Consider the following 24,295-nt stretch of genomic DNA (forward strand, 5'->3'; position numbering starts at 1 on the left):
CAATTAAAGATTTCAGCCTTTTCTTGCTGACGAAGCTCACACACACACTACAACCTGTCTGGAAAAAATACCCTTCCTGGCTACACAGCGATCAGCAATTTCAAATCCTGCTTCTTCAATCATATGATCCATCGTGTCAATCGTTACGACGACGACCTTGTCAGCAAAGCTCCTGGCATGTTTAAGGATCGATAGCTGATCCTCCGGCGTTGCATGCGTATACAAATTGTAAGGCATATCGATAATCGCTACATCATATTTACTGGTGACCTCTGAAATCGGACCTGTAGTTACATCACCTTCGAGTCCGAAATAGGCAATATTCTCTCTAGAACCGTCAGTAACAAGTGGGTTGATATCTCGGCCAACAATATTTATCCCCATTGATAGTGCCTCTACCAATACCGTTCCAATTCCGCAGCACGGATCAATGGCCCTCACTCCATCAGGATGTGGAACGGCTATGTTGGCAATGGCTCTCGCCACTCTTGTGCTAAGTGCAGTTGAATATTCACGCGGCTTCTTCATATGATGTAACCAAACAGACTCAGGTTTGACATATTTCCCAAAATACCAACGGCCGCCCAGGGGCACGATTCCGTAAACCTGATCAGGATTACGTACATCGGCATTCCCCTGAATGTGCCAGCCAATTTCACGCTCAATTTCACGCTGTCCCTCATAATCTATTTTTGCTTCTTTAGTCAGATCATTAATTTTTACGAATAATACTTTGAACGTCGAATCCGGCAATTGAATATCCTTCACTTGCTCAACAATTTCGGATATGCTTTCCCCTTCAAACATGACATCGACCCGCCCTTTCATAAAAGGACTTCTGCTCGGTTCAATTTCTATATCACTTTGTAAAATATTTCCTGAAGTCTCAAAGCCAAAGAACGAGCGCATCTCCATTTTAGATAATTCGCGTTCGTCAGGGGTGCATGTAAAGGTATATATATATGCCGGTTTACGGCTATGATTAGTCAATCCATTCCCATCCTTCATTTACTTTAGATTATATCTTTCTATCAAACATAGCTGTAATAGTATAGAAAAGCAAATGGAATCGCGCAGAAAAAACAGCAGGAGTGATTTTCTTTCAGCACTCCTGCTGTTTTTTCCATTTTCCATCACTAAAGAAAAGTATTAATCCAATTTAAACGGCCGGCTATTTATATACTTTGCACGGGCCTCAATGAATTTCAGGATAAATTCGGGCTCATTGTCAAATTTTTCTTCCCCCCCTTAATATACGGGTCTTTTGGAACATAAGGTCTTATTTGATCATGCATTTCCTGAATGATAGGTTTCATATACCCAACGTTAACCGATTACTCAAAATCTTCTTTAGAAGACTCTGGTATCGAACACGAAATGCCCTAACATCAAGGATTCTAGCAGTCAATGTGTTGAATCCCTCGATTCTCACATAATCCTCTTCCATCACTTTCCCATTAACATCCCTGCCCCATGTCGCATCATAATCCCATGGGATTATTTCAAAGAGTCCTGTATCTCCATTTCGATACAAGGCATAGTTATGGACAAACCCATCATAGTTTTGCGTGAATATGAGTCCGTCCAGCCAGCGCAGGTACTTTTCCACATCGACATATTTTACGATTTCCTTTTCAAAATCCCCCTTGAAATTGTATTGATTTGAATGATCAACTCTTGTAAATGTAATTCATCCTTTCCTGTTCCCCATTTTTTTGATATCCCATCTCCAATGATTTTTTGATTCCTTTATCCAAATCGCTCATCAATGAGAAATTGGCATCACCATCCACTGCATAGAAAATGGCACCCTTGGGCAGCCCCCTTGTCTTCAACTAATATTCATCCACCGATTCCAATTCTAGGTATATCCCTTCGTCCTTTCCGTTCAGATTCAGGAAAACGAACTGGGAGTTCGGTAATAAGGTGCCTATATCCGCAAAAAAGTCTAAAGATAATTTATTTCTTAGTAAAGATTTATCTTTATATTCGGCATTTAAATGAACTTCCTTGGCATTCTTATAAGTATTAGGTTTTTAAAAGACTACATTATAGGATTTTTTGCGAAAACCGCGGATATGTGAGCCACGGTAAACAATATCAATATCCAGTTTTTTTCTGTTAAGTGTTAACTTTGCCGGTAAAGGATCATTGCACCATATATCTCTGCGAAGTTCCATTAAATTAACTGGTGGAATAAAAAGCTGGTACATAGGCAGCTTCTTGTCAGCATTCATATAACCCTTCCCTTTCACTTTCCTTTTAAATTATGGAAAAAAGCGAAGGGTGTCACCAAAAAAACACTATTTTTAAAAAGACTGGGGATTATCTTTAGCAAATCACGTACAAGCAACATAGTTTAATGTATAGAAAGGGGGATTATATATGTCAGAAATCATTCGTGACATACAAAATGCGGTGGATAGAGCCAATTCCATGGGATTAAGCGATTTCATGTTTAAGGACCCATGTTCAAAAGGCCGTTCTTCACGTAAAAGCAACAAAAACAGGCGAACTTCGCGCCGCAGAAGCACTAAACGTTGCACTAGCAGGAGGAGGTCCACTTGCCGTACGCAAAGACGCACTAGCAGGAGGAGGTCCACTTGCCGCACGCAAAGACGCACTAGCAGGAGGAGGTCCACTTGCCGTACGCAAAGGCGCACTAGCAGGAGGAGGTCCACTTGCCGTACGCAAAGGCGCACTAGCAGAAACCGGTGTTCCATATGCTGCAGACAAAGGCGCTCCAACAGAAACCGGTGTTCCTCCAACCACTGCAGTTGGCTTTGCTTCAATAACTTTCGCAATAAACGGAAAAGGTGCTTCTAGTTTCATGGTTCCGTTTTAATGTACAATTAATATTTTTTTACTGGATATTAAGCTTTACTTTAAAGTCCAATTTCTATAAAAAAAAACAAACTCGTCGTAAAGGGGCGAGTTTTGTGTTTTTAAAATTATCACGATCGTTATATCCATTAAAATGTCCCGTTCCTTAAACAATAAAAAACACTGCCATTTATAATGACAGTGGATTTATTTGCCATGTACCCGAATCTATAAAAAAGGACCCTACCCTCAAACATAAGGTAGGATCCTTCCAGTTTCGCTTATTTAACGGAGACCAATTCGAACTGTGCATACACATCCTTCAGCCCTGCTTGAATGGCTTGACCAGCCTTTCCACGATAATGCATTTGCACACGATCAATCAATTCTTCGATACCATCTTTCAGGCAATAACCGCGCAGCAGTTGACGAATGAATTCCCTGCCATGTTCTGTAGCTAGTGTACAGGAAGCCTCGACTATTACACCATATTTAAAGTCAAGTTCTACCGTGATGGTGATGGAATCATATATATTTCTCGCTGCCATCCCTTGTGGAAGCTTTGCATGCCCTGCAATAAAGTATGTGTTCATCATCTGATCTCCTCTATCTATAATTAATGTACGGAAACCTGCTCGAAGGGCCATGCAGGCAATTGCTTACGAAGCTCTTTATCTTGTCTGTAGCCAAGTGCGTATTCACCTTGCATTACTGTATGAATCTCACGGGTGCCTTCGTAAATGACCGGAGCTTTTGAATTCCGTAGAAAACGTTCGACTGGATATTCATCCGAGTACCCATAGGCACCATGGATTTGAACAGCATCATTGGCTGCTTCGTTAGCAGCATTACATGAAATCCACTTGGCAAGTGATGTTTCCTTCGTATTCCTTTTACCTTGGTTTTTTAAGGTACCCGCTTTAAATACCAGCAATCTGGAAATCTCTAAATTTGCGGTCATCTTGGCAATCATCTGTTGAACGAGCTGATGCCTGCCAATCTCTTTTCCGAATGTACTTCGTTCATGGCAATACTTCAAGCTTGCTTCAAGGCTTGCTTCAATTAATCCTACAGCACCTGCTGCCACTGTAAACCGACCGCTGTCCAATGCCGACATGGAAATTTTAAAGCCCTCACCTTCTTCACCAAGCCTATTCTCCACCGGGACTTTAACATCCGTTAAAAAGACTTCGCCTGTATTCCCCGCACGAATTCCCAATTTTCCTTTAATGGCCTTCGACTCCACTCCCTCAAAAGTCCGTTCCACAATAAAAGCGGTAATTCCCCTTGAGCCAGCATCATGATCAGTCTTGGCGAAAATGAGAAAATGATCTGCATAATCACAGAGCGAAATCCAAGTTTTTGATCCATTCAAGATATAATGGTCCCCAACACGTTTTGCCGTTGATTTCATCGCCGCTACGTCGGACCCTGCATTCGGTTCAGTCAGCCCAAAAGCGCCAATCTTGGTCCCTTTTGCTTGCGGAACTAAATATTTCTGTTTTTGTTCTTCCGTCCCCCATTGCAGCAGGGTCATGCTATTCAACCCCGTATGTACAGAAACTGCTGTTCGATAAGCCGTATCGCCTCGCTCCAGCTCTTCACAAACGATGGCCAGGGTATTATAATCCATTCCGACTCCACCATACTCTTCGGGGATACAAACGCCCATTAACTGCAATTCCGCTAACCTTTTTAAAATATGTGGTTGAAATTCCCCTTGCCTATCCCACTCTTGAATATACGGGATAATTTCCTTATCCACAAATTTCCTTACCACTTTCTTCACGCTTTGCTGCTCTTCTGTTAATTCGAAATTCATCATCAAAATTCCTCCTAAATAATTTTATTTTGCTTGAATTTGATTATTTGGTCCGGACTATATCCAATTTCAGCCAAAACGGCATCGGTATGTTCCCCATACAGCGGCGGATGCTTTCTCATCGTGACCGGTGTTTTTGAAAGGTTCAAGGGCGATCCCGTCACTCTAAGATTTTCGATTGTGGGATGTTCCATTTTCACCAACATGCCTCTTTCGATGATCTGTGGATCCTCGAACATCTCTGCGATATCATTAATCGGACCATTTGGTATCCCTGCATTATCAAACAGCATTTTCCACTCTTTTTTTGTCTTTGCTTTCAATGAATCCTCTAGTATTGGTATTAATTTTTCCTTGTTCAGCAATCGTTTTTCATTATGCTTAAACTGTTCTAGCTCCGCTAAATTAGGTCTGCCAATAACGGTTGAGAATCTCCTGAACTGCTCATCATTGCCTACAGCCACTACAAGCTCCCCATCGCGTGTTCGGAAAGTTTGGTATGGAACAATATTGGGATGTTGGTTTCCCATCCGTTCAGGGGTCAAACCATTGAATAAATAGTTGCTGGCTACATTCACCAATGAAGAAACCTGACAATCCATTAACGAAATATCAATTTCCTGTCCTTCCCCCGCTTTATCCCTATGATGTAAAGCGGATAAAATGCCAATGCATGTATACAAGCCAGTCAATATGTCAGCTATGGCCACTCCGACCTTCACGGGACTCCCATCTTTTTCTCCTGTGATGCTCATCAAACCACTCATCGCTTGAATGATATAATCATAGCCAGGTAAATCTTTATATGGTCCGGTTAAACCAAATCCCGTAATCGAGGCCATGATCAGTTTGGGGTTGCATTCCTTTAAATCCTCATAACCTAACCCCAGTTTTTCCAATGTACCCGTCTTGAAATTTTGAATCACTATATCCCCTGAAGACACCAACTTCCGGAATATCTCTTTCCCTTGTTCCGACTTTAAATTCAAGGTCATGCTTTGCTTATTTCGGTTTGCACATAAATAGTAAGCGCTTTCTCCTTGCGCGAATGGCGGACCCCACCCTCTCGTTTCATCACCTGATTCATGATGCTCGATTTTAATTACATCCGCACCCAAATCACCGAGAATCATTGAACAAAACGGACCCGCCAAAACACGGGACACATCGATAATCCTGACTCCTTCCAAAGCTCCATTCATACCATCACCCCTTTCAAACTGTCGGGATACACAAAAAAGAGCCAGTAAAACAAACAATGTCATTACATTGAACGTTTCACTGACCCTTATCCACGCACTGTCTTCCTGCAAAGGAAGATCAAGTGAACCAAGTCAATTTTTATGAATTCCAGATTTATGACAAGCCGGCCATGCAACAAGGTAACTTGTTGTCATCGGTTTGGTAAATTAAGTATAGAACCATTGTTTGAATTTTGCAATAATTTTGTTTATTGGTCGATCATAATTTTAACGCCCTTTAATCGTTGCTCTTGTAATCTCGGGAATCCTTTATGTTTAAGAAGCGAAAATTTACACTATTTGGTTATGCGCCATAACGTTCTTTTTGGATTTCTTTAAGAGACTTCCCTCGAGTTTCCGGTGACATGGTAAGACCAATGACTAAATGGATGATTAGGAATGCAATCATAATCAAACCAGCGATCTTGAACCCTAATGTCGTGATTAATAAGGCAATAACTAGAGAGAATAGCCCTACACCGATGCGGGCAATCGAAAACATGACACCTTGAGCTTTTGCACGATACTTCGTGTGAAACAGCTCACTTGACCATAAGGCATAAAATGATTGTGCCCCAAAGCCTGCTGCGGTTCCCCAAAGCAAAACAAACAACAGCAGTTCCGTCCAGCCCATTCCTCCAAACGTTAGGATGAGCCAAGCGACGATTCCCATTGCAGCTCCAATCCCAAACAGAACCTTTCTGTTTACTTTATCTCCTAATTTAATAAATACAAAATAGGTGGAGACAACAGTCAATAACCATAGTGTACCTTGTAATAAGTTAGCTTGTGTAGCGGTGAGGCCACCTACTGTTTCATATATATATGGCATAAAGTACCCCATTACTCCAGCTACTAAATTCCAGAATCCGTATATCCCGATTAAAAGGAATAAGGCTTTACGGTTTTCTTTCACACTGAACAATTCTTTAAGAGAAACGTCTGTAAGCTTCCCTTTCTTTTTAAGTTTGTTTTGTTTTTGTTTTTCTTCTTCCCAGATTGTCGATTCATTAATTTGTTGTTGCAATATCCAAGTGACTAAAGCAATTATAAATAATTGAGCGAAAATTAACCGGCTGCCCAATAACCCCAGTGGAGCCAACGCAACGGAAAGTAATAAGGTGATTGCTGGTCCGACAGACCATGCTAATTGCCCCCAGCCTACTCTTGCCGCTCTCTCTCCTTCTGGTGCTTCCTCAGCTATATATGTCCAAGCTGCGGGAATTGCAGCACCGACAGCAATTCCCGTCACCACGTACCCTATAAGTAACATCGGGAAGTTATACGAGAAAACAATCAGTAATACGCCTAACATATAGGCAATCAAATCATATTTATAGATGAATTTCCGCCCATATTTATCAACCAGGAACCCACCTAACAGCGCACCAACGGCAGCACCAAAGCCATTGGCACTAAGTGCACCCAAAAGTCCAAGTTTAAAATCATTGAGATCTAAATACTCCATCCAGAGTGTAAGTCCACCAGCACCTGCCACTATGGAACCGGCCTCCAAATAGTTAGACATCGCTACGGTAATGGTAGATTTCAAGCTTCCTTTTTTACCTTTTTCGCCATTAGACACCTTCCCAACCCCTTTCATGTTAAAAAACCTATAATTCCAAATACAGAAACAGATTGTAGATGGAGATCAAGCTATCCATCTCTACTTCAAATGAAACACTTCATTCAGCTCGATGGATACTGGGCTATTATTTGGGTTAGTTTCCATTAAAGGCTGCATATATTCCCACCACTTTTTATTAATCGCAGTTTGAGGCATCCTTTTCCATTTTTCTTCATCTTCTATTTCTAAATAAGCAAATAGCTTACCCGTTTCTTTTTCAAGAAAGATAGAATAATTGTGGGCTCCATGTGCCTTTAACTCAGCTTCCATCTCTGGCCATAGTTCATCATGTCTTTTTTTATACTCTTCATATTGATCTTCATACACCGTCATGATGCTGGCTTTTCTAATCATGTGGATCCCCCCCATTTTTTTCGAGCGAAATAAGAGCTATACTCTTTCCGATAAAACCTTTTTCTCATATGTTTTTACGTCTGCCAGCCAACCTTCACGTACAGGTACATTTTGAGTTGCACAATAGTAATCCCAAATCGCCCCAAATGGATACATCTTGAACTCCTCCAGCAGCGCTAGACGTGTTGTATAATCACCTTCCAATTCAGCCAGCTTTAATTTCTCAGTAGGAATCAGGTATGCACGGAGTAGTGCTTTAATCATGTTACGTGTTCCGATGACCCACGCTGCAACACGGTTAATGCTTGCATCAAAGAAATCCAGTCCAATATAAGTTTTTTCAGTCAAATTATGAGTGACTAATTCACGAGCTATTTCAAGAAGCTCATCGTCCAATGTCACGACATGATCACTGTCCCATCTTACTGGGCGGCTAACATGTAGAAGCATACCTTCACTGAATAACGAAAGAGAAGATAGCTTATTTGAAACCGTTTCTGTCGGATGGAAGTGTCCTGAGTCCAAGCAAATCAATTTATTTCGTGTTAAGCCATACCCCATATAAAATTCATGAGACCCTACCACGTAACTTTCAGATCCAATCCCAAATAATTTACTCTCCACAGCATCTAAATTGTATTTGGTATCAATTTCTTCCTTGAAAATCTCATCCAATGATTCTTCTAATCTTTTTCTAGGTGTTAATCGATCGACTGGGATATCTTTAAATCCATCTGGAATCCAATAATTCGTTACACAAGGCTGTCCTGTTTCCTTTCCAAAGTATTCACCAACTTTTCTAGAGCGCTTACAATGTTCAATCCAGAAATCGCGTATTTCCTTGTCTGGGTGGCTAAGGGTAAAACCATCATCTGATTTTGGGTGGGAAAAACATGTCGGGTTGAAATCCAGCCCTAACCCTTGGTCTTTTGCCCATTCGACCCATTTTGAGTAATGACGCGGTTCAATTTCATCCAAATCGACTTTTTCGTCTGTGTCTGCATAAATGGCATGTAAATTCAACTTATGTTTTCCTGGTATGAGCGAATATGCTTTTTCTAAATCCATTCTAAGTTCTTCCGGTGTTCTTGCTGCACCTAGATAGTTGCCCGTTACGGAAATCCCACCAGTGAGGTCTTGGTCTTTATTCATAAAACCTTTTACATCATCACCTTGCCAGCAATGCATCGAGATCTTTATTTTCTTTAATTTTTCTAATACTTCGTCTGTATTGATTCCATGACTCGCATATAATTCCTTAGCTGCATCGTAATCTCTTTTAATTTGTTTTTGCATAGTGGGTTACCTCCTTAAATTTGTTAATGATTGTGATGCGGTCATCTTCATTCGGAAAATATTTTTTAACTTCAAATGAATCTCCTATTAATTGTCTCCCTTCTTTTAAACTCTTAATCTCTTTGCTAGCAATCATTTGAATCAACAAATTCCCTATTGCAGTTGCCTCCATCGGACCTGCGTATACCACTCTCCCGCTTATGTCAGCTGTTAATTGATTTAGCAAATCATTATAGGCCCCACCACCAACTACGTGTAAGCGGTTGATAGGCTCTTCTGTTATTTCTTCTAAATCTTCTATAGTAATGGCATAAAGGATAGCCAAATTGTTAAATACACAACTGGCCAATTCTCCGGCTGTAACTGGAACAGGCTGGTTCGTTTCCTGACAGTATTCTTGAATTTCTTCAATCATATTAGGAGGATTCAGAAAACGATTATCGTTAAAATTAATGAATTGATTGAATTTTCGCTCTTTTGATGCTTCCTCTACAAATTGCGCAAAATTATAATCCTGCTTCAAATACCTTCTTACTTCCTGAATGACCCATAACCCCATTATGTTCTTTAGTAATCTTGTTGTTTGAAAAGCTCCCCATTCATTCGTATAATTATTGTTAAATGCTTTTTCATTCGCGAACGGAACAGAACTCTCGACTCCTAGCAAAGACCAAGTACCACTACTTAAAAATGCCCACCCTTTACCTTGACCAGGTGTCCCTACAACAGCAGATGCCGTATCATGTGTTGCCACCGTAACGATCCGACAGTCTGGCAGCTTATAAAACGGGAATTTTTCCTTCTTCAATTCACCCAAAATAGTCCCTGGTTCAACTAATACAGGGAATTTTTCCTTTTCAATAGAAACAAGGTCAAGAAGTTGTTCATCCAGATGCCTCGTTTCTAGATTCAACATTTGTGTCGTTGAAAGATTAGTTACATCACTCACAGCATTTCCAGACAAGCAGTAACCTAAATAATCAGGAATCATCAATATTTTATTTGCTCTATGTAACATGGCTTTATTTTCTTCAAAAAATTGATAAAGAGTATTGAATGATAGAAACTGAATACCTGTTTTCTTATAAATATCTTCTTTAGAGAGTAATTGAGTAACCTTCTCTAAGGTATTTTCTGTCCGGCTATCACGATAAGAAACAGGCTTTTGTAAATATTCTCCTTTTTCATCTACTAACACATAATCAACTGCCCAAGTATCTATTCCGACAGTGCATGTTTCGTAACCTAGCAGTTTGACTTTCTCTAATCCTTTTAATACTTCATTTAATAGATGGTCAATATCCCAAACGAGTCTGTTTTCGTTTTCTGTGAATCCGTTTGCAAAACGATGTATCTCTTTTATTTCTAATTTTTCATTCTGTAAGGTTCCTAGGATTAGTCTTCCACTTGAAGCTCCGATATCTACTGCTACATATACCAAAATCTCACTCCTTTCATTATTTGGACTTTTCGAATTCTTTAACTAAAACAAATAATACAACAAAAACAAATATGAATCAACGTGATTTTTTTTGTTTTCATACGATTTGTTTAAAAAACAAAACAAAATCAAAAAAAATACATAGATAAGCATCATCCGTCTGTTATATTTGCTTATTTTTTAAAACGGAATGGACAACCCCTACTAGATCCCCCCTTTTATCATATCCATTGATTTTTCGTACAAGTACTACCATAAATAGCCTTGGTCATTCCTCCAATTAGGAGTTATTAACCACTTTTTAAATAATTCTTAATATAATAAAAAAATCTATTCAAAAATAAACAAAGATATATTATAATCAAAACAGAATAAAACAAACAAAAATAAAGAAGATAATTGTAAATGGAGGGAATTCACTTGGTTAATAATTTATGGAATTCTAATACGGCAGAACAAGCTGCCAATGGAGTAGAAGAATTAGTATATCGTTCAAACTTAATCGGATCAGATCGTGCCGTGTGCAACTGGGGTGGTGGAAATACATCCACAAAGACGACGGTACAGGATTTCCGCGGTCGGGACGTAGAGGTCATGTGGGTTAAAGGAAGTGGATCAGATTTAGCAACAATGAAAGAGAAGAATTTCACAGGACTGCGTCTAGAAGATATAACACCATTGATTGAACGCGACGAAATGTCCGATGAAGAAATGGTTGAATATTTATCCCATTGCATGATTGACAGTAAACATCCAAGAGCATCTATTGAAACACTTCTTCATGCTTTTTTGCCTTTCAAGCATGTGGACCATACACACCCAGATGCCATCATCAGCATTTGCTGTGCAGATAATGGTCAAGAAATCGCCAAAGAAATTTATGGAAATCGCTTCGTTTGGGTTCCCTATGTACGCCCTGGTTTTACCTTATCTAAAATGATTGCTGAAGGAGTAAGAAATAATCCTAATGCTCAACTGGTGTTAATGGAGAAACATGGTTTGGTTACATGGGGAGAAACATCCGAAGCTAGTTACGCACAAACCATTTCAATCATTAATGAAGCAGAAAACTACATTCAATCTAAAATAACGGAAGCTTCTGTATTTGGTGGTCAAAAATATCACTCTCTTTCCGATGAAGAAGCAAAGGAAATATTATCCTTTGTGATGCCTGTTATCCGTGGAGCTGTCAGCGACGAGAAAAAAATGCTATTATCTTATGACCGTAGTGATGATGTTCTTCAATTTGTGAATAGTCATGATGCCGCAAACGTTTCACAAATCGGCGCGGCCTGTCCTGATCATCTAGTACATACGAAACGAGTTCCATTGTTTATTGATTGGAATCCAGAATCAAAAGACATTAAAAACTTGATAGAAATAATTAAAGATGGCATTGAAAAGTTTAAGGAAGAATATAGAGCTTATTTTAATAGAAACAAAAATGAAGGCGATAATATGGTCGAACCTGCACCGCGTGTGATTTTAATCCCTGGGGTGGGCATGATCAACACCGGAAAAGACGTTACTAATTCCCATGTGAGCGGCGCATTGTATCACCGCGCCATTTCTGTTATGAAAGGATCGACAACACTTGGAAATTTTGTTTCATTAAGTGAAAATGAATCTTACAATGTCGAATACTGGCCCCTGGAATTATACAAACTCTCATTAGCTCCTGCTGAAGCTGAATTCTCACGTAAAGTCGCATTCGTCACTGGTGGTGCTGGTGGTATTGGAAGTGAAACATGCCGTCAATTCGTATCACAAGGTGCACATGTTATAGTGGCTGACCTAAACTTGGAAGGTGCACAGAAAATTGCTGCTGAAATTAATGTGAACTATGGTCCTAATCGAGCCGTTGCATTAAAAATGGATGTAACAAAAGAAGAAGAAGTTCGGGCAGCTTTTGCTCAAACTGCCCTTAGCTTTGGTGGTGTCGATGTAATTGTAAATAATGCAGGACTTGCCACTTCAAGCCCGATTGATGAAACAACTCTAAACGAATGGAACTTGAATATGAATGTATTAGGTACAGGATATTTCCTGGTTGCCCGTGAAGCATTCAAGCAAATGAAACAACAAGGCATTGGTGGTAACATGGTCTTTGTTGGATCTAAAAACTCTGTTTACGCAGGGAAAAATGCGGCTGCCTACAGTTCGGTAAAAGCATTGGAAACTCACCTAGCACGATGTATCGCTGCAGAAGGTGGAGAGTTTGGCATTCGCGTAAACTCTGTCCTTCCCGACGCTGTCCTTCAAGGATCAGCTATCTGGGGTTCAAAATGGCGTGAAGATCGGGCATCTGCATATGGCATTGAACCTGATCAATTAGAAGATCATTATCGCAAACGCACGACTTTACTCGTGAATATTTATCCTAAAGATATCGCAGAGTCCATCACTTTTTTCGCTTCATCCAAAGCAGAGAAAACAACAGGTTGCATGATAACGGTTGATGGTGGCGTTCCAGCCGCTTTCACACGATAGGATTCACAGCTTACTTTTCAAATTATCATGATCCGGAAAAAAACCAGTCTTGCTCATTCAATTGTGCAAGGTTGGTTTTTTTGTTATGGTCAAACATTCAATGAAAAACAAAAACGAACAACTTTTGTATATGTGGTTTTTCTAATAAAAAACCTTAAGGGCTCATTGTTTAAGAGCACTTAAGGCTAATTAATTACATTCTATTCATGGGAACCTTTCATTGACCACTTACTTTAAGAGTGATATTTTTCTCGTTTAACTCTTTAATATAGTCCCCAGAAAGCTTTGAATCTGTAATAATTTCATCAATTTGATTAATGTTAGCAATTTGCACAAATGTTCGAATGCCAAACTTGCTGGAATCAGCCAATAATATCGTTTTGTCCGCAATTTGTAACATCTTCTTCTTAAGTAAAGCTTGCCATTCATTCGAATCGCTTAAGCCCTCGTCTAGATGAACACCTTTACATGAAATAAATGCTTTATTCACAAAATACTTATCCAATGAACGTTCTGCTAACGGACCAGCAAAGGAAAGTGATTTAGATAAAAGCATTCCACCGGTGGATATAACCTTCACATGTTCTTTTTTACTCAATTCAATCGCCACTTTTATTGAGTTGGTAATTACGGTCAACGGCATATCTTCGAGCTCTTTAGCCATAAACCATGCTGTCGTGCTTGCATCTAAGACAATTTGATCTCCTGGATTAATTAACTTTACTCCTTCTAATGCTATGGCCTTTTTCTCCGAGGAGTTAAGTATTTCCCGCTCCGTATAGGGAGTTTCCGTGTTAGTCTTCTCAATACTCACCGCCCCGCCATGACTACGGCGCAATAATTCTTCCTTTTCCAATCTTTCAAGATCTCGTCGAATCGTTTCTTCGGTAACATTAAATACATCACTTAATTCTGATACCCTTATACTCAGTCTTTCATTGACCAAATCCACAATTTTCCTTTGTCTTTCCGCTACAAGCACTTAACTTATACCTCCTATAGAATAAACCCTTAAGTCCGTTTATTTTTAAATTATTCTCTTACTTCATCATATCATGTGATGGAGATCTTTTGAATCCTCCCGTTACATTTCCAATACAAAAACAAACAAAGAAAATGAGAAATCTTTATTATACGGATTCTTTAAAGGAACTTTTTTTAAAGTAACCTTTATCGTGGGCTCTAAAATCTCACCATATTCATTTTCAGGATGTTTAAATTGCCTTTACAGAGGTGACATGTGATGATTAAGATACTCAAACTCTATATGATAAAACAAACCTATTTAGAAGGCATTTAAAGATTTAAAGGGAGATGGCAAAATGGAAAATATAAAGAAAGAAATAGTCGAAGCCATCAAGAAATACCCCACAATTATCATTCATCGCCATGTTAATCCGGACCCGGATGCATTGGGCTCACAAATTGGCTTAAAGAATCTATTGAAGCAGTCCTACCCGTCTAAAGAAGTCTTTGTGGTAGGCGAGGAAGTGGAAAAGCTCCTATTCATTGGTGAAATGGATGCCATTTCCGATAACAAATACAAAGGGGCCTTGGTGATTGTTTGTGATACTGCCAACATTTCACGGATCAGTGATTCCCGCTATGATCAAGGGGAGATGCTGATCAAAATTGACCACCACCCCGAATATGAACAATTCGGTGACCTTTCTTGGGTCGATCCGTCCTATAGCTCTGCAAGTGAAATGCTTGTTGATTTATTTTTGCTATTTCCAGAAGGCTTTATCATGAATAAAGAGGCAGCTAAATCATTTTATGCAGGAATACTTGGTGATACAGGGAACTTCATGAATGGGAATACCACTCCTAGGACATTAAAATTGGTTTCGCACTTAAGAACTTTTAATATCCAGCCAGAAAGAATCCATAACTGCCTTAATATAAAGCCGAAAAACGCTTCCAGACTTCAAAAGGACATTCTCATGAGCTTCAAGGTAACCGATAAAGGGGTGGCTTACTTCATTATTACGGAGGATTTGTTAAATATGTATGGTGTAGACCGAATCGAAGCTTCGAATTTAGTTAATACGCTATCAGGTGTCAGAGGAAACAAAATCTGGGTTTTTTTCATAGAATATCCTTCTGAAATCCGTGTCAGGATTCGTTCACGAAATATTCCCATCGCTTCAGTCGCACGTCAATTCAATGGAGGGGGACATTCACTGGCTTCAGGAGCTACCATCCATTCCTGGGAAGAGGTTGATCATGTTATTCAAGCATTGGATCAAGTCTGTCTTTAACAGGTGCATGACTTCATATTATGACAGCAATCATTTTGCTGCCGTGTTTATTTAGGATTATATTCCCAGGTTCATTAATACGGATTAATTCGACCTATACCAGAATAATTCGGCCTATACCGGATTACCAAAAAAGCGCCAAAACCAGGATGGCTGAGGCGCTTTTTGTTTCAATTTACTTGGATACTTCTTCAAGAGTTGATAGATCGATCATACCTTTTATATCACTGCTTGGGATATAACCAGCTTCTTTGCTTATGTCAGCCATTTCCTGAATGACTTGCTCATTAACTTCAGTGGTCACTTCCAGGCGTGAAAATGCTGAAGCCACTTCTTCTTTACTTAATTCTTTTCCTGTCAGTTCCTTCAAATGCTTAATGACAAGTTCTTGGCTTTCTTCAGGATTGTTTTGAATAAAATCCACTGCTTTTTCGTGAGCTTTCAAATAGGAAGCGGCGCGCCCCTTTTTATCCAAGAACTTCTGGCTTGCAGCCACTACCGTATTTGGTGAATCTTTCCCCCATGCAAATTGATCCCAATCAAGCACTAACTTTCCTTTTGCCTGGTTTTCCAATACATACCCCCATGGTTCCTGGGTAGCTGCTGCATCGACTGATTTTTGGACAAAAAGAGCAGTTGTGTCAGCAGGTGCTGATGCATACAGCTCAACTGTCCCCCCATTTGTAGTCGGTTTTAAGTCAACATCTTGAAGGGCTTTCCTAAGCATGACATCCTGTGTGCTCCCAATGACGGGAATCGCTACTTTTTTACCATCCAAATCCTTTAAATCAGTAACCTTGCTGCCCTCGCTAGCCACAAGAACTGCACCGCCATTAACAGCTCCAGAGATCAGGTGGTATTCAGGGTTTTTTACGTAAAAGTTAAGCAATGGACCAGGACCAACCGTTCCAACATCAATGGCGTTTGTAGCCATTGCTTCCATGAATAAACCGCCATTGGCCACTGTCTTGGTTTCAATCTTGACATCTTTACCGAACTCTTCTTCAAAAAAGCCTTTTTCAAGTGCAATGATCGTTGCACTGTGAGTTAAGTTAGGAAAATATCCAATTTTCACAGATTTTTTCCCCGAGCCTTCTCCTTCTTCATTACTGGTGGATTGCGTGCACCCGCTTACTATTCCGATTAACAATACGGACATAATAAGGGCAAAAAATGATTTTTTCAGCATATTTTTCTCTCCTTTTTATCTATTATCCTATTAAACTACCGTTGATTCACGCCCCACTTCAGTTGAACATTACGTTCCAGGCGTGAGAAGACAACATTATCCACGATTGTACCGATGATTGCGATAATGATCATTACGGAGATGACCAAATCCATTTGTCCCAGTGATCTGCCCATTTCCAGCAATTGTCCAAGACCGCCTCCCCCGCCAAGTAATTCACCGGCCATCAATGCACGCCAGGAAAATGCCCATGCAATTCGCAGACCGGATATTATTTGTGGGACGGATGCCGGTAAAATCACGGTGCGAAGAAAATGAAACCCGGTCGATCCATATGTTTTGGCAACCCGCTGATACAATTGGGGCACATTCCGGAATCCACTGGTTGCATTAACTGTCATCGTCCAAGTTGCACCGATCGTGACGATAAAGAGAATCGAAAAATCATTCAATCCAAACCAAATGATCGCTAGAGGGAACCAAACTATACTCGGGATGGACTGTAAGGCTGTCACGACGAATCCTAGAGTATCTTCCACCAGTTTAAAGCGCCAAATGAAATATCCTAATATTAGACCTACTATAATGGCAATCGTAAAGCCGATCAGGATACGGCCAAGGCTTTTTCCGATGGCTTCGGTTATTTGTCCGCTCACCAGTCCATTAAACAGAGTTTCCAAAACCTGCGTCAGGCTTGGGAACATGAAATCCGGAAGACTGGAAAGTCTAGATGTGACTTCCCATATCCCCGCTATCATCGCGATGAATATGATTCGTCTTAAAGCTGTAATCATTCCCCATTTCCTCCTTCAGCACTTTTTCAATTTCCTCCTGCAAGATCGATAGAACCCTTTGTTCAGTATGCAAAGTTACACTATCCGGCATAACCCCATCTTTCATGGAAGGGACGGAAATCGTCTCTTTAATTTTCCCTGGACGGGTTGCAAAGACGATAATTTTTTCGGAAAGCTGAACAGCCTCACGAATATTATGGGTAACGAAGAAGATTGTCACCTTAGTTTTTCTCCAGATTTCGAGCAGCTCTTTATGCAAGACCATCCTCGTTTGCTCATCCAGCGCAGAAAATGGCTCATCCATCAACAGGATATCCGGTTCCATCACCAGCGCTCTTGCGATGGCTACCCTCTGTTTCATGCCCCCCGAAAGTTGATGTGGATAGGAGTCAACATAACGGCTGAGGTGAACCATTTTTAAAATGTCCAATGCCTTGGATTTAGCCTCTTCTTTGGGAATTTTCTTTAACTTCAATCCATATGTAACATTTTCAAGTACCGTCAACCAAGGAAATAACCCGGCCTCCTGAAACACTACGACCCGTTCCGGACCTGGCTTCATCACCTTTTTTCCAGCTACACGTATTTCTCCTTTATCAGCCTTATCAAGGCCGGCAATTAAATATAGAAGTGTCGATTTGCCACATCCTGAAGGTCCGACGATTGAAACGAAGCTTCCTTTCTCGACCTCTATGTTAATCTCATCGAGCACCTTTATGCTTTCTTTCTTTTCATTCGAAAAACTTTTTTCAATGCCATCTATTGTTAAATACATAAAGTCACCCCACTTTTATATCGCATCGATTTACTAAACATTATTTCTTAATAATGATTAATCCAATGGTTTTTGTCAACTATAAAAATGCAAAAATTCTAATTTATCGGTATCTTTCTATTTAACTGTCATTTTATTTATAAATATGCCAAACTTGCACAAAAAAACCATTTAGACAACTTCCATGCAACAAAATAAAAAAACCTGAGCCCTTTCTAAGGGTTCAGGCTAATTTGAAGTATCCAGTTTCGTTTCAAGTAAGGGTAAACGAAGTTCCCAGCCCATTCAGTGAACTTAAAAAATCCTGCTTCCATACAATTTATCCTTCATCTTTTGTGTCCTTGCATGCAAGGGCTTTTTCAAAATGATTCCTAAGATGAGCGTAATCATTATAAAGAGAAACAAGATGAAAATATCCCTACCAGCAACGCTCCAGGTTATTCCCCCAACAGATTCACGAAGTAAACCAACGGCATAGGTGAATGGCAGGAAGGGGTTGATATGTTGAAAAAAGGGAGGTGTAACTTGAATGGGAAATGTGCCTCCTGAACTTGAAATTTGAAGGACCATCAAGACGACACTAATCCCTTTTCCAACATTTCCAAGAACTGAAACGAAGGTGTAGACAATGAGTGTAAATACTGTACTTATCAAGACAGAAAACAGGATGTACTCAAATTTATCCGCTACGTACACATCGATCAGTAGAATATTCCCTATGGACACACTAAGTGCCTGCATTAACCCAATTATGAAGAAAATAAGATACCTACCGATATAAATTTGATACGGACTGTATTTTTTTTGAGAAACACCCACGCTAAGCATGGAAATCAATATTGTACCACCCACCCAAAGGGAAAGTGCCGTAAAGAAAGGAGACATGGCTGATCCATAGTTTGGAATCGGAAAGAGACTATGTTTATTGAGCAGCACTGGTTCTGAAAAAAATTCACTTTCTTGTTCAATATCATTCCTTAGGAAATCAATCACTTCTTCCATATTATAAGACTTATCGATTTCTCTCATTTTAGAAGCTAAGGCCTTTATTTTCGTTTCGATTTCCGGGAACTTTTTCTGTAACTTATCGATATCCCCTGAACGTGTTTCCAACGTTCGATTGGTCTCATCCAAAAGCGTCTTCACTTCTGGAATGACCTTGGTCCCCTCTTCCATCGTAACCTGGACTTTATTCAATATTGATTCCGTTTCATTCCATATTTCATTGAATTTTGGCGCTGTTTCCTTTGAATAGACATCCTGGAATCTTGCCAAGACTTGATCATTGTTCTCGCCAAGTTCGATAAGATTGCCGAAGGATCGGTTATTCAGCGCGTGAAGTTGGTTCGAAGCATTATCCCGTAAATCCTCCACTAGCTGTATTTCCGGCTGAAGCAAGCTTTTCTCACTAAATTGATTGACTCTCACCAATAAATTATACATACTATCCAAAAGGTACAACTCTTTATTTATCCTCGTTATCCCTTGTTCCATTAGCTGATCTGACTCATTGCCAGGCAAACCCTGACCCGTTAACCGGTTCGCCAACACTAAAGTTGATTCATTAAAGCTCCTGATATTCGCAATATCATTTTTCAAGAGTGGATTGAGTCCTTCAAATGCCTGCTTTGTTGAATCTACATAACTGGAAACGTCTGAAACCAATTTGTCTTTCTGCGATGTTATCCCTTCTATGGAATCCAGACCATCATTCACTACCTTAATGATATCTTCAGCCTTTTTAACATGTGTTTGAACGGTTTTGATATTTTGTTCAAGCTCAGGCAATTCAGCCTCTAATAAATACACCATATTCTTCATTTTTTGAATCGTCGGCAACTCATTTTGCAAGGTTATTCCCAGTTCATTAAAGATTGCAAGGATACTCCCACTAGCTGATTTGATAAAGCTTTTGCTCACATTATCCACAATGCTGTTGGCCCCCGCTGCCGTAATTTTAGGAGCAACGGAATTGATTTTTTCATTAACATAGTAATCAATCTCCGCTTTCACAGGGTCATCGGTCATGATTGTCGCAATATGCTCGGAAAAATTCTCTGGAATGATGATGGATGCGTAATAATCCCCTTTTTCCACCTTTGCTATCGCTTCTTTTTCCGTTGTGAATCTCCAGCCCAGATCTTTATTCCCTTTTAACCCCTCTATTACTTCCTTCCCTATGTTCACCGCTTCGCCATTTATATCCGCACCTTTATCATTATTGGAAACACCGACAAGGATTCCTTCCGTATTTGCATACGGGTCCCAGGATGCGACAATATTAAACCACGCATAAATGGACGGGATGAACATAAGGAACACAACAACGATACAAACGAAGAAATTTTTATAAATGCTTTTTAAATCGTCAATGAATATTTCCCGAATATTACTCAAACCATACCCCCGTGCAAAAAAGTATTTTGATGCTATTATTCGAAAAATGTTCTTAATCAATACTAAGTAAACATATCCATGGATTTTTCAAAGCAAATAAAAAGAAGCAAGTAACGAGCTACCTGCTTCCGGAGATTTAACTTATCTTGAAGGCTTGGTTTAAAAGGAAGTACGTTTCATAATGATTAATTCTTCTTCATCTATCACACCCATAGAATAAATCTATCAATTTATGTCAAATGGGTTTCCCATCCAAAGACGGTTTTTTTCTTCTTACTATTACAGAATAAAGGGCTTGCTGTATGAACATGCTATCACAAACGAACTGTCGGGATTTTTGTAAGGGAGAAATAGTCATGTCAGAATCTGTTGAAATCATCTTTCGAACCTTTACCGCGTTTATTTTATTATGGGCATTTGTACAGCTGCTCGGTCAACAGACGATTGCCCAGAGGACCTATCACCTTTATATCGCTTCAATTACAATGGGGACAATTGCAGGAAATCTAGCCTTTAATATTAAAATTAAATTCCTGTATTTTATCATTGCAATTATCATAATGGGTACCGTCGTTTTTATGCTGAATCTTCTAGCGGTTCGAAATCCGCGCTTCGGGAAATGGATCGCTGGAGAACCTGCTACCTTAATTCAAAAAGGACAAATTCTCGAAGAGTCAATGGAGCGAATGGGGTACTCACTGGATTCTCTTAAACAGGCTTTGCGGGGAAAAGATATCTTCAACATAGAAGAAGTGGAGTGCGCCATTTTAGAGATAAATGGCTCACTCTCTGTATTAAAAAAAAAACAATACCAAAATACCACCAAGCAGGATTTATCTCTACTGGCCTCAGCAGGTTCTGTACCGATAGAGCTGGTTCATGATGGGAAGATCTTATACGAAAACTTATCCAAACACAACTACGATGACGAGTGGTTAATGGCTGAACTTAAAAAAAGAAACCTTTCTGTTTTTGACATCTCATATGCCGTCGTAGGGACAAAAGGAAATTTGTATATTGATTTGATTAAGGATCAATTAAGATAATAATCCTTTGCATTTCAAATAACATTATTAAACCTGTACAACTAATATCATAAGAAAAGTAATCATTTATCGAAGGTCCGAATGCCCCATAAAGGAACTTAACAGCAAGCAACGGAAAAAACCTTACGACTCTAAGACAAATTGACCGTCACATGGAGTTTCTGTGCAGTCTTCGTGCTTTGCATTCAGGAGATAATGATTTCTAAAATGACAAAATAAAAAACGGGAAGAACAGCAATGCTTTCGCCGTTCGGATGACCCGTGAGGAATTCGAACAGGGACCCCTTCATAGAAATCAAACTGGTTACTGCATTAAATGAGTGAAGATACTCCTTTTTATTTTCATATTTCGCATTTGGTAATTGGAAATAGGAATAATTAAAAGTGGTTTTTCCAGAAGGAAAAACCACTTTTTCACGCTATTATGTTTTAACGCTTTTCAATCACGTTTATCAATTCCCTTAAATAATCAGGTAGATCAGGCGGGCGTCTGCTTGATACAAGGTTTCCATCTACTACGACGGGCTTATCTATCCAAGTTGCCCCCGCATTTTCCATATCATCTTTAATGCCAGGTGTACTCGTTACATTCTTCCCATGTAAAATTTTAGCAGAAATCAACACCCAACCAGCGTGACAAATTTGCCCGATGGGTTTTTTATTTTCTTCCATGCTTTGGATAAGTGATATCACTTCAGGAAACCGACGAATTTTGTCAGGTGCCCAACCGCCTGGTACAAGAATGGCATCATATTCTTCAGCTTTAATACTGCCATACTCATAATCAGATACGGCTGGTACACCATATTTTCCAATGTACGTTTCATTCGCCTTTTCTCCAGCGAGGTGAACAATCGCTCCCTCTTCTTTCAATCGTAAGATCGGATACCAGAGCTCTAAATCTTCAAAATCGTGGTGCACAAGACTGATAATTTTCTTTCCTTCTAACCTCATGGAAATCTCCCCTTCTTTCGTTATTTCCCCTTTACCATTCTTCCCTATTTCTTGCAACAAGTCCAAAGTGTTGTGAGACCCTATGGGATATCGGTGATGATTTAAACAATGCATTAGGCGATGCATCAATATTTGGTCTAAAAATCAACCTTTACCAAGTACAACCCAGCTGCCTCCGCCATACGCCCCGTCTGGATTCTTTCTTTTGACTCTAAAATACTTGGTATATTTTCAGCATCTATTTCACCCAACCCAACTTCTATCAACGTTCCGACAATTTTTCTGACCATATTATAAAGAAATCCATCACCTCGCACTGTAATTTGGATGAAGCCGGCATTTTCTTCTATATCAATAGAATATATTTCACGCACCATGGATTTTTTCTTAGACTTTGCATTAGAAAAAGAAGTAAAATCATGTTCACCTATAAAATATTGACATGCTCTTTTCATTTTTGTGATATTCAGCTTTTTCTCAACATGCATACTGTACTTTCGCATGAAAGGATTTGTATATTGCTCGTTCCAGATCTTATACAGATAGGTTTTATCCTTAGCATTATAACGGGCATGAAAACGATCAGGAACTAATGTAACATCCACAACGCTGATATCTTGGGGTAAATATCTATTCAAATAGTTCATGATTTCAGATTCAGTCAGATTTTCTCCGATCTTAAAATTGGCAATTTGAGCAAGAGCATGTACACCTGCATCTGTTCTGCTGCATCCGATGATTTCAATTTTTTCCCCTACCATTTCCGTTAATACATTTTCTATTTTCCCTTGAATGGTATCATCACTATTACCGAGTCGTTGCCAGCCCTTATAGCGCCCGCCATCATATTGAATCGTCAATTTAAAATTGTTCATTGCTTCCTCCTTATTTTATTACTGTATAGTCATCTAAACAGAAAATTCTTGATAAAATACAAGCCCCCATACAACTCCTGCTGTATGAGGGAACATATGATTTTTTCTTATAAACAATATTATATTGTATTGTATTTTGTCCCTTTATTCCCCTATATATCAGGTTAAACTGAACTTCGTTACTTCTTTCAAAAGTCTAAAGCAACTGTAGTAACAGGATAATCCGCTCCCCTTTTCAGGTTTCGATTGGAGCACCCCACAGCTTACAAGGACCATGATTTATGTAAAGTTCATACATCTTATTAATGCCTTTCGATTTTAACCCTAGCAATCAAAGTGAAATGTACTTCTGCATAGTGTATCAAAGAGGCTAACGTCATGCAACGAACGATTCACCGTCATATGCAGTTTCTGAGCAACTTTGTACAAAGCATGAACAAACAGGAAAAATGGATGGAAGCGAAAACAGGAAATGGGTCAAAATCCCTGTTATATCATGGATTTAAGCCTTTGGCTGTTGATGACCTGTGACGAGCATAAAATGCTTTCGGTAAGATTTTTAAATTGACGATCTTCATGAAACACTTGAATTCCAAATTTTAAAAGCATAAAAAAACACCTCACATATTTTAGCGTGAAGGTGGTTTGTTGGCATTCCATGGTGTTTAACTTGCCCCATCATAATACAGTCGTGATTTAAAATAAAAAACGGCAAAAACATTGTTTAACAATGCTTCCGCCGTTCGGATGACCTGTGAGGGATTCGAACCCACGACCCCTTCCCTGTCAAGGAAGTGCTCTCCCACTGAGCTAACAAGTCGTATGTAAGACTGACTGGTAAATTACTTAAGTACATAATTTATTATAAGTTTTTTTGTTAAAAAGTCAACGAGTTATATTAAAAAAGTTT

General features: G+C 39.4%; 20 protein-coding genes, 1 tRNA gene and 2 pseudogenes. 5 read left to right on the forward strand and 18 right to left on the reverse strand.

All coding sequences use genetic code 11. The features are described 5' to 3' along the window. Positions 1-36: 36 nt before the first annotated feature. Positions 37-990 (reverse strand): TRM11 family SAM-dependent methyltransferase, encoded by a 954-nt coding sequence (locus QUF86_RS25705; RefSeq protein WP_289336073.1) that lies wholly within the window; start codon positions 988-990, stop codon positions 37-39. 159 nt (positions 991-1,149) lie between these two features. Continuing rightward, positions 1,150-2,237: pseudogene (locus QUF86_RS25710) on the reverse strand (CotH kinase family protein). Between the two features lie 148 nt (positions 2,238-2,385). On the opposite strand from QUF86_RS25710, the pseudogene QUF86_RS28995 reads away from it, so the two are divergent. Beyond that, a pseudogene (locus QUF86_RS28995) lies at positions 2,386-2,463 on the forward strand (CotG/ExsB N-terminal domain-containing protein); the annotation flags it as partial. 24 nt (positions 2,464-2,487) lie between these two features. On the opposite strand, the gene QUF86_RS25715 reads toward QUF86_RS28995, so the two are convergent. The 8 genes from QUF86_RS25715 to rhaB form a co-directional block, all read right to left on the reverse strand. Beyond that, on the reverse strand, positions 2,488-2,832 hold the full coding sequence (locus QUF86_RS25715; protein ID WP_289336074.1) for a hypothetical protein: 345 nt from the start codon (positions 2,830-2,832) through the stop codon (positions 2,488-2,490). Between the two features lie 272 nt (positions 2,833-3,104). Beyond that, positions 3,105-3,416 carry a DUF3870 domain-containing protein gene (locus QUF86_RS25720; RefSeq protein WP_048682993.1) on the reverse strand — a complete coding sequence of 104 codons (312 nt, stop codon included), beginning with the start codon at positions 3,414-3,416 and terminating at the stop codon, positions 3,105-3,107. Between the two features lie 23 nt (positions 3,417-3,439). Continuing rightward, positions 3,440-4,645, reverse strand: a complete 1,206-nt coding sequence (locus QUF86_RS25725; RefSeq protein ID WP_289318454.1) for an acyl-CoA dehydrogenase family protein — start codon at positions 4,643-4,645, stop codon at positions 3,440-3,442. A gap of 14 nt (positions 4,646-4,659) precedes the next feature. Then, positions 4,660-5,847, reverse strand: coding sequence for a CaiB/BaiF CoA transferase family protein (locus QUF86_RS25730; RefSeq protein ID WP_289336075.1), 1,188 nt, complete (start codon positions 5,845-5,847; stop codon positions 4,660-4,662). Between the two features lie 343 nt (positions 5,848-6,190). Next, positions 6,191-7,414, reverse strand: coding sequence for an MFS transporter (locus tag QUF86_RS25735; RefSeq protein ID WP_289336298.1), 1,224 nt, complete (start codon positions 7,412-7,414; stop codon positions 6,191-6,193). A 138-nt stretch (positions 7,415-7,552) separates the two neighbouring features. Continuing rightward, positions 7,553-7,867 carry an L-rhamnose mutarotase gene (rhaM, locus tag QUF86_RS25740; protein ID WP_289336076.1) on the reverse strand — a complete coding sequence of 105 codons (315 nt, stop codon included), beginning with the start codon at positions 7,865-7,867 and terminating at the stop codon, positions 7,553-7,555. A gap of 36 nt (positions 7,868-7,903) precedes the next feature. Further along, positions 7,904-9,163, reverse strand: a complete 1,260-nt coding sequence (rhaA, locus tag QUF86_RS25745; protein ID WP_289336077.1) for an L-rhamnose isomerase — start codon at positions 9,161-9,163, stop codon at positions 7,904-7,906. Further along, a complete protein-coding gene (gene rhaB, locus QUF86_RS25750) occupies positions 9,147-10,604 on the reverse strand; it encodes a rhamnulokinase (RefSeq protein WP_289336078.1) in 1,458 nt (485 codons plus the stop codon). Before rhaB ends, rhaA begins: the two co-directional genes overlap by 17 nt. 405 nt (positions 10,605-11,009) lie before the next feature. Between rhaB and QUF86_RS25755 the strand changes: the two genes are divergently transcribed. Further along, positions 11,010-13,094, forward strand: coding sequence for a bifunctional aldolase/short-chain dehydrogenase (locus QUF86_RS25755; protein WP_483313939.1), 2,085 nt, complete (start codon positions 11,010-11,012; stop codon positions 13,092-13,094). Between the two features lie 217 nt (positions 13,095-13,311). Here the strand turns inward: QUF86_RS25755 and QUF86_RS25760 are convergent, their stop codons facing one another. Then, positions 13,312-14,076, reverse strand: coding sequence for a DeoR/GlpR family DNA-binding transcription regulator (locus QUF86_RS25760; RefSeq protein ID WP_289336080.1), 765 nt, complete (start codon positions 14,074-14,076; stop codon positions 13,312-13,314). A gap of 340 nt (positions 14,077-14,416) precedes the next feature. On the opposite strand from QUF86_RS25760, the gene QUF86_RS25765 reads away from it, so the two are divergent. Next, on the forward strand, positions 14,417-15,355 hold the full coding sequence (locus QUF86_RS25765; RefSeq protein ID WP_289336081.1) for a DHH family phosphoesterase: 939 nt from the start codon (positions 14,417-14,419) through the stop codon (positions 15,353-15,355). Between the two features lie 175 nt (positions 15,356-15,530). On the opposite strand, the gene QUF86_RS25770 is transcribed toward QUF86_RS25765, so the two are convergent. The 4 genes from QUF86_RS25770 to QUF86_RS25785 form a co-directional block, all read right to left on the reverse strand. Beyond that, a complete protein-coding gene (locus QUF86_RS25770) occupies positions 15,531-16,544 on the reverse strand; it encodes an aliphatic sulfonate ABC transporter substrate-binding protein (protein ID WP_289336082.1) in 1,014 nt (337 codons plus the stop codon). 35 nt (positions 16,545-16,579) lie between these two features. Then, the gene (locus QUF86_RS25775) at positions 16,580-17,338 is read right to left on the reverse strand and encodes an ABC transporter permease (RefSeq protein ID WP_289317423.1); all 759 of its coding nucleotides are present in this window, start codon (positions 17,336-17,338) and stop codon (positions 16,580-16,582) included. Continuing rightward, positions 17,271-18,113, reverse strand: a complete 843-nt coding sequence (locus tag QUF86_RS25780) for an ABC transporter ATP-binding protein (protein ID WP_289324150.1) — start codon at positions 18,111-18,113, stop codon at positions 17,271-17,273. The genes QUF86_RS25775 and QUF86_RS25780 overlap by 68 nt, the downstream gene beginning before the upstream one ends. Positions 18,114-18,407: 294 nt before the next feature. Beyond that, positions 18,408-20,510, reverse strand: a complete 2,103-nt coding sequence (locus QUF86_RS25785; protein WP_289336083.1) for a YhgE/Pip domain-containing protein — start codon at positions 20,508-20,510, stop codon at positions 18,408-18,410. A 356-nt stretch (positions 20,511-20,866) separates the two neighbouring features. Here QUF86_RS25785 and QUF86_RS25790 point away from each other — a divergent pair, with 356 nt between their 5' ends. Then, positions 20,867-21,556 carry a DUF421 domain-containing protein gene (locus tag QUF86_RS25790; RefSeq protein WP_289336084.1) on the forward strand — a complete coding sequence of 230 codons (690 nt, stop codon included), beginning with the start codon at positions 20,867-20,869 and terminating at the stop codon, positions 21,554-21,556. 429 nt (positions 21,557-21,985) lie between these two features. On the opposite strand, the gene QUF86_RS25795 is transcribed toward QUF86_RS25790, so the two are convergent. Together QUF86_RS25795 and truA are read right to left on the reverse strand one after the other, a co-directional pair. Further along, the gene (locus QUF86_RS25795) at positions 21,986-22,510 is read right to left on the reverse strand and encodes a type 1 glutamine amidotransferase domain-containing protein (RefSeq protein WP_289317427.1); all 525 of its coding nucleotides are present in this window, start codon (positions 22,508-22,510) and stop codon (positions 21,986-21,988) included. A gap of 137 nt (positions 22,511-22,647) precedes the next feature. After that, the gene (gene truA, locus QUF86_RS25800; protein WP_289336085.1) at positions 22,648-23,385 is read right to left on the reverse strand and encodes a tRNA pseudouridine(38-40) synthase TruA; all 738 of its coding nucleotides are present in this window, start codon (positions 23,383-23,385) and stop codon (positions 22,648-22,650) included. Positions 23,386-23,763: 378 nt separating this feature from the next. Between truA and QUF86_RS25805 the strand changes: the two genes are divergently transcribed. After that, the gene (locus QUF86_RS25805; protein ID WP_289336086.1) at positions 23,764-23,916 is read left to right on the forward strand and encodes a hypothetical protein; all 153 of its coding nucleotides are present in this window, start codon (positions 23,764-23,766) and stop codon (positions 23,914-23,916) included. Between the two features lie 217 nt (positions 23,917-24,133). Here the strand turns inward: QUF86_RS25805 and QUF86_RS25810 are convergent. After that, a tRNA-Val gene (locus QUF86_RS25810) sits at positions 24,134-24,205 on the reverse strand. Positions 24,206-24,295 lie beyond the last annotated feature (90 nt).

Origin of the sequence: Peribacillus sp. NJ11, from assembly GCF_030348405.1 — a bacterium.
Lineage (GTDB): Bacteria > Bacillota > Bacilli > Bacillales > DSM-1321 > Peribacillus.

What these genes read in the sequence shown, in the direction of transcription:
- QUF86_RS25805 (WP_289336086.1), top strand. Translation starts at nt 23,764, where the DNA reads ATGCAACGAACGATTCACCGTCATATGCAGTTTCTGAGCAACTTTGTA.
- QUF86_RS25715 (WP_289336074.1), bottom strand. Translation starts at nt 2,832, where the DNA reads ATGAAACTAGAAGCACCTTTTCCGTTTATTGCGAAAGTTATTGAAGCA.
- QUF86_RS25790 (WP_289336084.1), top strand. Translation starts at nt 20,867, where the DNA reads ATGTCAGAATCTGTTGAAATCATCTTTCGAACCTTTACCGCGTTTATT.
- QUF86_RS25720 (WP_048682993.1), bottom strand. Translation starts at nt 3,416, where the DNA reads ATGAACACATACTTTATTGCAGGGCATGCAAAGCTTCCACAAGGGATG.
- QUF86_RS25755 (WP_483313939.1), top strand. Translation starts at nt 11,010, where the DNA reads ATGGAGGGAATTCACTTGGTTAATAATTTATGGAATTCTAATACGGCA.
- QUF86_RS25780 (WP_289324150.1), bottom strand. Translation starts at nt 18,113, where the DNA reads ATGTATTTAACAATAGATGGCATTGAAAAAAGTTTTTCGAATGAAAAG.
- QUF86_RS25730 (WP_289336075.1), bottom strand. Translation starts at nt 5,847, where the DNA reads ATGAATGGAGCTTTGGAAGGAGTCAGGATTATCGATGTGTCCCGTGTT.
- rhaA (WP_289336077.1), bottom strand. Translation starts at nt 9,163, where the DNA reads ATGCAAAAACAAATTAAAAGAGATTACGATGCAGCTAAGGAATTATAT.
- QUF86_RS25770 (WP_289336082.1), bottom strand. Translation starts at nt 16,544, where the DNA reads ATGCTGAAAAAATCATTTTTTGCCCTTATTATGTCCGTATTGTTAATC.
- QUF86_RS25765 (WP_289336081.1), top strand. Translation starts at nt 14,417, where the DNA reads ATGGAAAATATAAAGAAAGAAATAGTCGAAGCCATCAAGAAATACCCC.
- QUF86_RS25775 (WP_289317423.1), bottom strand. Translation starts at nt 17,338, where the DNA reads ATGATTACAGCTTTAAGACGAATCATATTCATCGCGATGATAGCGGGG.
- rhaM (WP_289336076.1), bottom strand. Translation starts at nt 7,867, where the DNA reads ATGATTAGAAAAGCCAGCATCATGACGGTGTATGAAGATCAATATGAA.
- QUF86_RS25735 (WP_289336298.1), bottom strand. Translation starts at nt 7,414, where the DNA reads ATGTCTAACTATTTGGAGGCCGGTTCCATAGTGGCAGGTGCTGGTGGA.
- QUF86_RS25725 (WP_289318454.1), bottom strand. Translation starts at nt 4,645, where the DNA reads ATGAATTTCGAATTAACAGAAGAGCAGCAAAGCGTGAAGAAAGTGGTA.
- QUF86_RS25795 (WP_289317427.1), bottom strand. Translation starts at nt 22,510, where the DNA reads ATGAGGTTAGAAGGAAAGAAAATTATCAGTCTTGTGCACCACGATTTT.
- truA (WP_289336085.1), bottom strand. Translation starts at nt 23,385, where the DNA reads ATGAACAATTTTAAATTGACGATTCAATATGATGGCGGGCGCTATAAG.